Source organism: Cohnella faecalis (assembly GCF_003570905.1).
GTDB lineage: Bacteria > Bacillota > Bacilli > Paenibacillales > Paenibacillaceae > Cohnella > Cohnella faecalis.
The window spans coordinates 1-7,935 of the sequence record NZ_QXJM01000024.1 but is presented as its reverse complement, the minus strand read 5'-3'; the positions used below and the strand labels follow the sequence as shown (position 1 = coordinate 7,935).

The window sequence follows — 7,935 nt, the reverse complement described above, 5'->3', positions numbered from 1 at the left end:
GCAGGGCAACGAGGTGTTCGGTAAGCTGGTAGATCTTATTCTGGAATTCGAGAACGAGATGCTTAAAGGGTTCACGCAAGCCGAGAGAGATTTGCTGGGACAGTGGCTGCAACGAGTAGCGAAGAATCTAGGGATAAGGAATATTATTAATAGGGCTCCTAGCCTTCACTAATAGCTAGCATCCTAACGATCGGAGAATGGAGGTGAGTGCAATGGTGCGTATATAAGGACGAAGATGAAAAACATTTGTTTTATAGCTAGATCCTAACAAAATGCAGGGGTTATTATGCGAATCGTAATTACGGGAGGAACTAGCGGAATCGGTTACGGGACGGCGCGCTTAGCCGCGGAACGCGGTTGGAAGTGACAATCGTCGGTCGAAATCGGGCCCAAGGCGCTAAAATTACCGCCGAGCTGGGGGTGGATTACCTCCATGCAGATCTGTCCAAGATGTCGGATGTACGTCGATTAGCGGAACAGATAGAAGGACCGATTAATGCGTTAGCGCTGTGTGCGGGAGGAATATCTACCGACAAGGAGGTCCGGCTGACCAATGAAGGGTTGGAGACGACATTCGCAACAAACTATTTGAGTAAATTCGCGTTATCGGAGATGCTTCTTCAGCAGAACAAAATCGTACCCGACGGATGCATCGTGATGGTAGGTGGCAATGGCGTCCACAAAAATGCTTCAACCGTTTGGGCTGAGCCTCAAGCCGGTTTACAGGCCGCGATGAAGGCAGCGTTTGCGGTCGATCTCTATGCTTCCGAGCTCGCCAAGCGACATCCGCGGTTGCGCGTGCATACTTGCTATCCGGAATGGTTCGAACGAATCTTTTCCAAGAGGCGCCATTGTTGTTCCGATTGTTGTCTCGAATATTCGGCCAGCCGATAGCCAAAGGTAGCGCTTATCTAGGCCGGCTGATCTTGGAGAATCATTCGGGGGTGCATTGGAAACAGGATCGCCCCATGCGTTTCCGCGTTCCTTTACCCGAAGGCCAAGAAGCCGAAGCTCTATGGGCATATAGTCGACAATATATCTGAACACACAACAAAGGGGTTTAAGCATGCGCTATAAAGCAGGTTGGCTAGTTCCAAATCATATTTTGGCGTTAACACATTTTGAACCGGTGGTCACAATGGAGGATTTTCGGGATATTGCTACGGATGCGCACATGGCGTTGCAAGAGGCGACGCAGCCCTTTCACCTTCTGATCGATAATCGGTTTATCGTCGATAAGACGGTCGTCAATCTGGATTCAATGTTGAAGGCTCTGCCGATCCTCGAACATACGCACTTGCGATGGATTGTTGTCGTGCTGCCCGAAGCCGTTAAAGAGACTGCGGCAGTTAGACAAATTCAGCGGCATGGTTCGATTCAATTAAAATTCGTAGACAGTCTGACTTCCGCATTCCAGCATCTCGCCCGTGAGGATGACCGTATAGACGGGGTGGTTGGCATGGAATTGAGTTGGAGCGATTGGATTTCGTATGCGGAAAATCCGATTGTTACGGGAGAAGAATAAGAGCTAAGAGGTCGCGTCGGACGCTGGAGACAAGCCTTCCGTTTTCTTGGCTCGGAGAAACAGAGCGAAGTAATAATCGAGCGGGTGGTGCATGGTGATCGCAACGGAAGTCAATCGTTCACGCGTTGCGGTTGCAATTGGGATATGAATCGCTCCTCTCAAAATGGATACAAAAAATTCGCCAAAACTTCAGGCTGCGAAGGGTACCCTGTTATCCGAAATTTTATTATTGGGATCACCGAGCAAACAAGGAATATACTATGGGTTTGTAGAAATCATTGGGTTATATAATAGGAGTAGTAACTTAGTCGGAGGTCATATAGAATGAGTGCATTTATATTTCCTGAACTAGAGACAGGACGTTTGAGACTCTCTATTCTTACCTTGAACGATTCCGCCGCTGTATATAAGCATTTTTCAGATGAAAACGTAACGCGATTTATGGATATAGACCCATGTAAAGATATACAAGAGGCTAAAGAAATAATCCAATATCACATTGATGATACAGGTAGCCGCTGGGCATATTCAGTAAGGTTGATTCTCAATTTGTTGGAACCTGTGGTTTCCACTGTTGGGTTCAGGGTGAGCAGCCAAGAGCGGAGATAGGATTTGACTTAGCTAAGGAGCACTGGGGAAAGGGCTAATGCAAGAAGCACTCCACCCTGTAATAGAAGTTGGTTTTAATCAAATGGGCTTAGAAATCATCGAAGCTACAGTAGAGCAAGGGAATGATAGGTCAATCAACTTGCTGCGAAAGCTTAAATTTGAAAAGGAAACCGAATTAAGAGACCAGCTAATATATTTTTATTTGAATCGACAAAGCTGGAGGAATAGGTACCTTATTGGGCCGCAAGCTGAAAACAACACGCCAACAGGCTACAAACAACAGTTGGCAGCCCATCCACCCTTCGGGTGCTACCTTGCTTCACTTGGCATTTTGTTGGCAATCCGTACGGCTTGCCCCAGCCACAGGGGTATACTTCGCCTTGGCTCTAACCATACTGTTTCACCAACCCCGCCGTCCAGGGGGTTCTCGCTCCCAATGTGTTCCCAAGCTTAGCCAAGGGAGGTCGTTGCGCATGAGCGCTGGCATATCCTCCGAAACATTCCCGCTGCGCTGATCAGACCCCCTACTTTTTAACGTTGAACTATTTGAGCATGGGGTTCGTGGGGGATAAGAAGCTGGAGCGATTGGATTTCATTTAGCGACAATCCGATTGCGACGGGTGACGAAGAGAAGCCAAAGAACGTATAACAGTATATCGATTTTAGATACAGAGCATGGTGAGCTAAAAGCCATGTCTCTGTATTTTTTATTTTCTGGGGTCAACACAGAGTCAACTCTCAACAGTTTAAAGCACTTGCTCAAATGCATTAATCCAAGCAAGTGTAATTGATGGGAACTCAATACTCAATTTCAGTCATTTACGTAAGGGGTATCATGATTTATGATTAATGTTAATCTTTCAAATGGGGTGAATGGATGTTGTTCCGGATTATTCGAGGTAGCTAGTAATCGGGCTGGTAACACGCGTGCCAGCCATCAAGGGCAAGTCTGCCTATTGGAGAAGATACTAGACAATGATCGAATATCGGACGCATTTACATTGCAATGAATAACCTCATTTCGAAAGGTGGATTATGTTTGCCATGAATGAAAAAGAATATATGGACTTTTATGATAGAGTTGGGCCATTGAACGGCTGGGATTTCAGCAAGCTGAAATGCCGAGTAGAGGGAACGCCAGCAAACTTGTATGAAGAAGTTAAAAAATGTTGTAAACAATCAGATCTATTGCTCGACATCGGCACGGGTGGCGGCGAGGCGATCCTTGCACTTCATGAGGCAGCGCTACTCTTGGTGGGAATCGACCGCTCATCTGGAATGATTCAAAAAGCTAGGGACAATTTGAGGCATTCCGGATTAGCAAATGTACGCTTTATTCAAATGGATGCCGAAAGACTTGATTTTCCTGAACAGTTTTTTGATGTGGTTTCTTGCCGGCATTCGGAGTTTAGCGCTCATCAAGCAGCGAAAGTTTTATCCCAAGGGGAATATTTTTTCCCAGCAAGTAAGTGAGGGGATAAAATTAATCTGAAACAAGCGTTCGGTAGAGGCCAGAGTTACGGTGATTCAGACGGGAATATCATGAAGAAATATATTCAGGACATAACAGAAGCAGGATTTACCGAAATACAGTCGTTTGAGTATGATTCGGAGGAATACTATCAGACGCCCGAAGACTTAATATTTCTTCTTAAACACACACCGATTATCCCTAACTATGGACAAGATAGGATGATTTTGAAATTCTTCACGCGTTTATTGCAGAGAATCAAACTGCAAAAGGGATTCGAACTAACTCAAAGCGATTTATTTTAAAGGCGCGAAAATAAGTATACAATCCTCATAGCTAATCCAATCGCTCCAGCTGTCGGATTGTCTTTGAGAGGATTGTATACTTATTTTCGCGCCTTTAAAATAAATCGCTTTGAGTTAGTTCGAATCCCTTTTGCAGTTTGATTCTCTGCAATAAACGCGTGAAGAATTTCAAAATCATCCCTATCTTGTCCATAGTTAGGGATAATCGGTGTGTGTTTAAGAAGAAATATTAAGTCTTCGGGCGTCTGATAGTATTCCTCCGAATCATACTCAAACGACTGTATTTCGGTAAATCCTGCTTCTGTTATGTCCTGAATATATTTCTTCATGATATTCCCGTCTGAATCACCGTAACTCTGGCCTCTACCGAACGCTTGTTTCAGATTAATTTTATCCCCCTCACTTACTTGCTGGGAAAAAAATATTCCCCCTTGGGATAAAACTTTCGCTGCTTGATGAGCGCTAAACTCCGAATGCCGGCAAGAAACCACATCAAAAAACTGTTCAGGAAAATCAAGTCTTTCGGCATCCATTTGAATAAAGCGTACATTTGCTAATCCGGAATGCCTCAAATTGTCCCTAGCTTTTTGAATCATTCCAGATGAGCGGTCGATTCCCACCAAGAGTAGCGCTGCCTCATGAAGTGCAAGGATCGCCTCGCCGCCACCCGTGCCGATGTCGAGCAATAGATCTGATTGTTTACAACATTTTTTAACTTCTTCATACAAGTTTGCTGGCGTTCCCTCTACTCGGCATTTCAGCTTGCTGAAATCCCAGCCGTTCAATGGCCCAACTCTATCATAAAAGTCCATATATTCTTTTTCATTCATGGCAAACATAATCCACCTTTCGAAATGAGGTTATTCATTGCAATGTAAATGCGTCCCGATATTCGATCATTGTCTAGTATCTTCTCCAATAGGCAGACTTGCCCCTTGATGGCTGGCACGCGTGTTACCCAGCCCGATTACTAGCTACCTCGAATAATCCGGAACAACATCCATTCACCCCATTTGAAAGATTAACATTAATCATAAATCATGATACCCCTTACGTAAATGACTGAAATTGAGTATTGAGTTCCCATCAATTACACTTGCTTGGATTAATGCATTTGAGCAAGTGCTTTAAACTGTTGAGAGTTGACTCTGTGTTGACCCCAGAAAATAAAAAATACAGAGACATGGCTTTTAGCTCACCATGCTCTGTATCTAAAATCGATATACTGTTATACGTTCTTTGGCTTCTCTTCGTCACCCGTCGCAATCGGATTGTCGCTAAATGAAATCCAATCGCTCCAGCTTCTTATCCCCCACGAACCCCCATGCTCAAATAGTTCCAACGTTAAAAAGTAGGGGTCTGATCAGCGCAGCGGGAATGTTTCGGAGGATATGCCAGCGCTCATGCGCAACGACCTCCCTTGGCTAAGCTTGGGAACACATTGGGAGCGAGAACCCCCTGGACGGCGGGTTGGTGAAACAGTATGGTTAGAGCCAAGGCGAAGTATACCCCTGTGGCTGGGCAAGCCGTACGGATTGCCAACAAAATGCCAAGTGAAGCAAGGTAGCACCCGAAGGGTGGATGGGCTGCCAACTGTTGTTTGTAGCCTGTTGGCGTGTTGTTTTCAGCTTGCGGCCCAATAAGGTACCTATTCCCTCCAGCTTTGTCGATTCAAATAAAAATATATTAGCTGGTCTCTTAATTCGGTTTCCTTTTCAAATTTAAGCTTTCGCAGCAAGTTGATTGACCTATCATTCCCTTGCTCTACTGTAGCTTCGATGATTTCTAAGCCCATTTGATTAAAACCAACTTCTATTACAGGGTGGAGTGCTTCTTGCATTAGCCCTTTCCCCCAGTGCTCCTTAGCTAAGTCAAATCCTATCTCCGCTCTTGGCTGCTCACCCTGAACCCAACAGTGGAAACCACAGGTTCCAACAAATTGAGAATCAACCTTACTGAATATGCCCCAGCGGCTACCTGTATCATCAATGTGATATTGGATTATTTCTTTAGCCTCTTGTATATCTTTACATGGGTCTATATCCATAAATCGCGTTACGTTTTCATCTGAAAAATGCTTATATACAGCGGCGGAATCGTTCAAGGTAAGAATAGAGAGTCTCAAACGTCCTGTCTCTAGTTCAGGAAATATAAATGCACTCATTCTATATGACCTCCGACTAAGTTACTACTCCTATTATATAACCCAATGATTTCTACAAACCCATAGTATATTCCTTGTTTGCTCGGTGATCCCAATAATAAAATTTCGGATAACAGGGTACCCCTTCGCAGCCTGAAGTTTTGGCGAATTTTTTGTATCCATTTTGAGAGGAGCGATTCATATCCCAATTGCAACCGCAACGCGTGAACGATTGACTTCCGTTGCGATCACCATGCACCACCCGCTCGATTATTACTTCGCTCTGTTTCTCCGAGCCAAGAAAACGGAAGGCTTGTCTCCAGCGTCCGACGCGACCTCTTAGCTCTTATTCTTCTCCCGTAACAATCGGATTTTCCGCATACGAAATCCAATCGCTCCAACTCAATTCCATGCCAACCACCCCGTCTATACGGTCATCCTCACGGGCGAGATGCTGGAATGCGGAAGTCAGACTGTCTACGAATTTTAATTGAATCGAACCATGCCGCTGAATTTGTCTAACTGCCGCAGTCTCTTTAACGGCTTCGGGCAGCACGACAACAATCCATCGCAAGTGCGTATGTTCGAGGATCGGCAGAGCCTTCAACATTGAATCCAGATTGACGACCGTCTTATCGACGATAAACCGATTATCGATCAGAAGGTGAAAGGGCTGCGTCGCCTCTTGCAACGCCATGTGCGCATCCGTAGCAATATCCCGAAAATCCTCCATTGTGACCACCGGTTCAAAATGTGTTAACGCCAAAATATGATTTGGAACTAGCCAACCTGCTTTATAGCGCATGCTTAAACCCCCTTTGTTGTGTGTTCAGATATATTGTCGACTATATGCCCATAGAGCTTCGGCTTCTTGGCCTTCGGGTAAAGGAACGCGGAAACGCATGGGGCGATCCTGTTTCCAATGCACCCCCGAATGATTCTCCAAGATCAGCCGGCCTAGATAAGCGCTACCTTTGGCTATCGGCTGGCCGAATATTCGAGACAACAATCGGAACAACAATGGCGCCTCTTGGAAAAGATTCGTTCGAACCATTCCCGGATAGCAAGTATGCACGCGCAACCGCGGATGTCGCTTGGCGAGCTCGGAAGCATAGAGATCGACCGCAAACGCTGCCTTCATCGCGGCCTGTAAACCGGCTTGAGGCTCAGCCCAAACGGTTGAAGCATTTTTGTGGACGCCATTGCCACCTACCATCACGATGCATCCGTCGGGTACGATTTTGTTCTGCTGAAGAAGCATCTCCGATAACGCGAATTTACTCAAATAGTTTGTTGCGAATGTCGTCTCCAACCCTTCATTGGTCAGCCGGACCTCCTTGTCGGTAGATATTCCTCCCGCACACAGCGCTAACGCATTAATCGGTCCTTCTATCTGTTCCGCTAATCGACGTACATCCGACATCTTGGACAGATCTGCATGGAGGTAATCCACCCCCAGCTCGGCGGTAATTTTAGCGCCTTGGGCCCGATTTCGACCGACGATTGTCACCTTCCAACCGCGTTCCGCGGCTAAGCGCGCCGTCCCGTAACCGATTCCGCTAGTTCCTCCCGTAATTACGATTCGCATAATAACCCCCTGCATTTGTTAGGATCCTAGCTATAAAACAAATGTTTTTCATCTTCGTCCTTATATACGCACCATTGCACTCACCTCCATTCTCCGATCGTTAGGATGCTAGCTATTAGTGAAGGCTAGGAGCCCTATTAATAATATTCCTTATCCCCTAGATTCTTCGCTACTCGTTGCAGCCACTGTCCCAGCAAATCTCTCTCGGCTTGCGTGAACCCTTTAAGCATCTCGTTCTCGAATTCCAGAATAAGATCTACCAGCTTACCGAACACCTCGTTGCCCTGCTGCGTG

General features: G+C 45.8%; 8 protein-coding genes and 1 pseudogene. 5 read left to right on the top strand and 4 right to left on the bottom strand.

Annotated elements, in window-relative coordinates; genetic code table 11:
• Positions 1–363: 363 nt before the first annotated feature.
• The 5 genes and pseudogenes from D3H35_RS05375 (at position 364) to D3H35_RS05360 (ending at position 3,924) form a co-directional block, all read left to right on the top strand.
• Positions 364–894: an SDR family NAD(P)-dependent oxidoreductase gene (locus tag D3H35_RS05375; RefSeq protein ID WP_147355750.1), complete on the top strand. Its 531-nt coding sequence runs from the start codon at positions 364–366 to the stop codon at positions 892–894.
• A 244-nt stretch (positions 895–1,138) separates the two neighbouring features.
• Positions 1,139–1,525: a hypothetical protein gene (locus tag D3H35_RS05370; protein WP_147355749.1), complete on the top strand. Its 387-nt coding sequence runs from the start codon at positions 1,139–1,141 to the stop codon at positions 1,523–1,525.
• A gap of 324 nt (positions 1,526–1,849) precedes the next feature.
• Positions 1,850–2,134, top strand: coding sequence for a GNAT family N-acetyltransferase (locus D3H35_RS34000; protein ID WP_325050008.1), 285 nt, complete (start codon positions 1,850–1,852; stop codon positions 2,132–2,134).
• Between the two features lie 37 nt (positions 2,135–2,171).
• Positions 2,172–2,588, top strand: coding sequence for a GNAT family N-acetyltransferase (locus tag D3H35_RS33995; protein ID WP_325050007.1), 417 nt, complete (start codon positions 2,172–2,174; stop codon positions 2,586–2,588).
• Positions 2,589–3,178: 590 nt separating this feature from the next.
• A pseudogene (locus D3H35_RS05360) lies at positions 3,179–3,924 on the top strand (class I SAM-dependent methyltransferase).
• A gap of 66 nt (positions 3,925–3,990) precedes the next feature.
• Here the strand turns inward: D3H35_RS05360 and D3H35_RS05355 are convergent.
• From D3H35_RS05355 to D3H35_RS05340, 4 genes are all read right to left on the bottom strand, one after another.
• Positions 3,991–4,740, bottom strand: a complete 750-nt coding sequence (locus D3H35_RS05355) for a class I SAM-dependent methyltransferase (RefSeq protein WP_119148112.1) — start codon at positions 4,738–4,740, stop codon at positions 3,991–3,993.
• An 818-nt stretch (positions 4,741–5,558) separates the two neighbouring features.
• Entirely contained in the window at positions 5,559–6,074 is a 516-nt protein-coding gene (locus D3H35_RS05350; RefSeq protein ID WP_119148110.1) for a GNAT family N-acetyltransferase, read from the bottom strand.
• Positions 6,075–6,399: 325 nt separating this feature from the next.
• Entirely contained in the window at positions 6,400–6,786 is a 387-nt protein-coding gene (locus tag D3H35_RS05345) for a hypothetical protein (RefSeq protein ID WP_147355749.1), read from the bottom strand.
• Between the two features lie 96 nt (positions 6,787–6,882).
• Positions 6,883–7,641, bottom strand: a complete 759-nt coding sequence (locus D3H35_RS05340; protein WP_158593960.1) for an SDR family NAD(P)-dependent oxidoreductase — start codon at positions 7,639–7,641, stop codon at positions 6,883–6,885.
• Positions 7,642–7,935: the final 294 nt, after the last annotated feature.

Excerpts from the sequence above, each read along its gene's own strand:
- D3H35_RS05350 (WP_119148110.1), bottom strand. The coding sequence starts at position 6,074 with ATGAGTGCATTTATATTTCCTGAACTAGAGACAGGACGTTTGAGACTC.
- D3H35_RS05340 (WP_158593960.1), bottom strand. The coding sequence starts at position 7,641 with ATGCGAATCGTAATTACGGGAGGAACTAGCGGAATCGGTTACGGGACG.
- D3H35_RS05370 (WP_147355749.1), top strand. The coding sequence starts at position 1,139 with ATGGAGGATTTTCGGGATATTGCTACGGATGCGCACATGGCGTTGCAA.
- D3H35_RS33995 (WP_325050007.1), top strand. The coding sequence starts at position 2,172 with ATGCAAGAAGCACTCCACCCTGTAATAGAAGTTGGTTTTAATCAAATG.
- D3H35_RS34000 (WP_325050008.1), top strand. The coding sequence starts at position 1,850 with ATGAGTGCATTTATATTTCCTGAACTAGAGACAGGACGTTTGAGACTC.
- D3H35_RS05345 (WP_147355749.1), bottom strand. The coding sequence starts at position 6,786 with ATGGAGGATTTTCGGGATATTGCTACGGATGCGCACATGGCGTTGCAA.
- D3H35_RS05355 (WP_119148112.1), bottom strand. The coding sequence starts at position 4,740 with ATGAATGAAAAAGAATATATGGACTTTTATGATAGAGTTGGGCCATTG.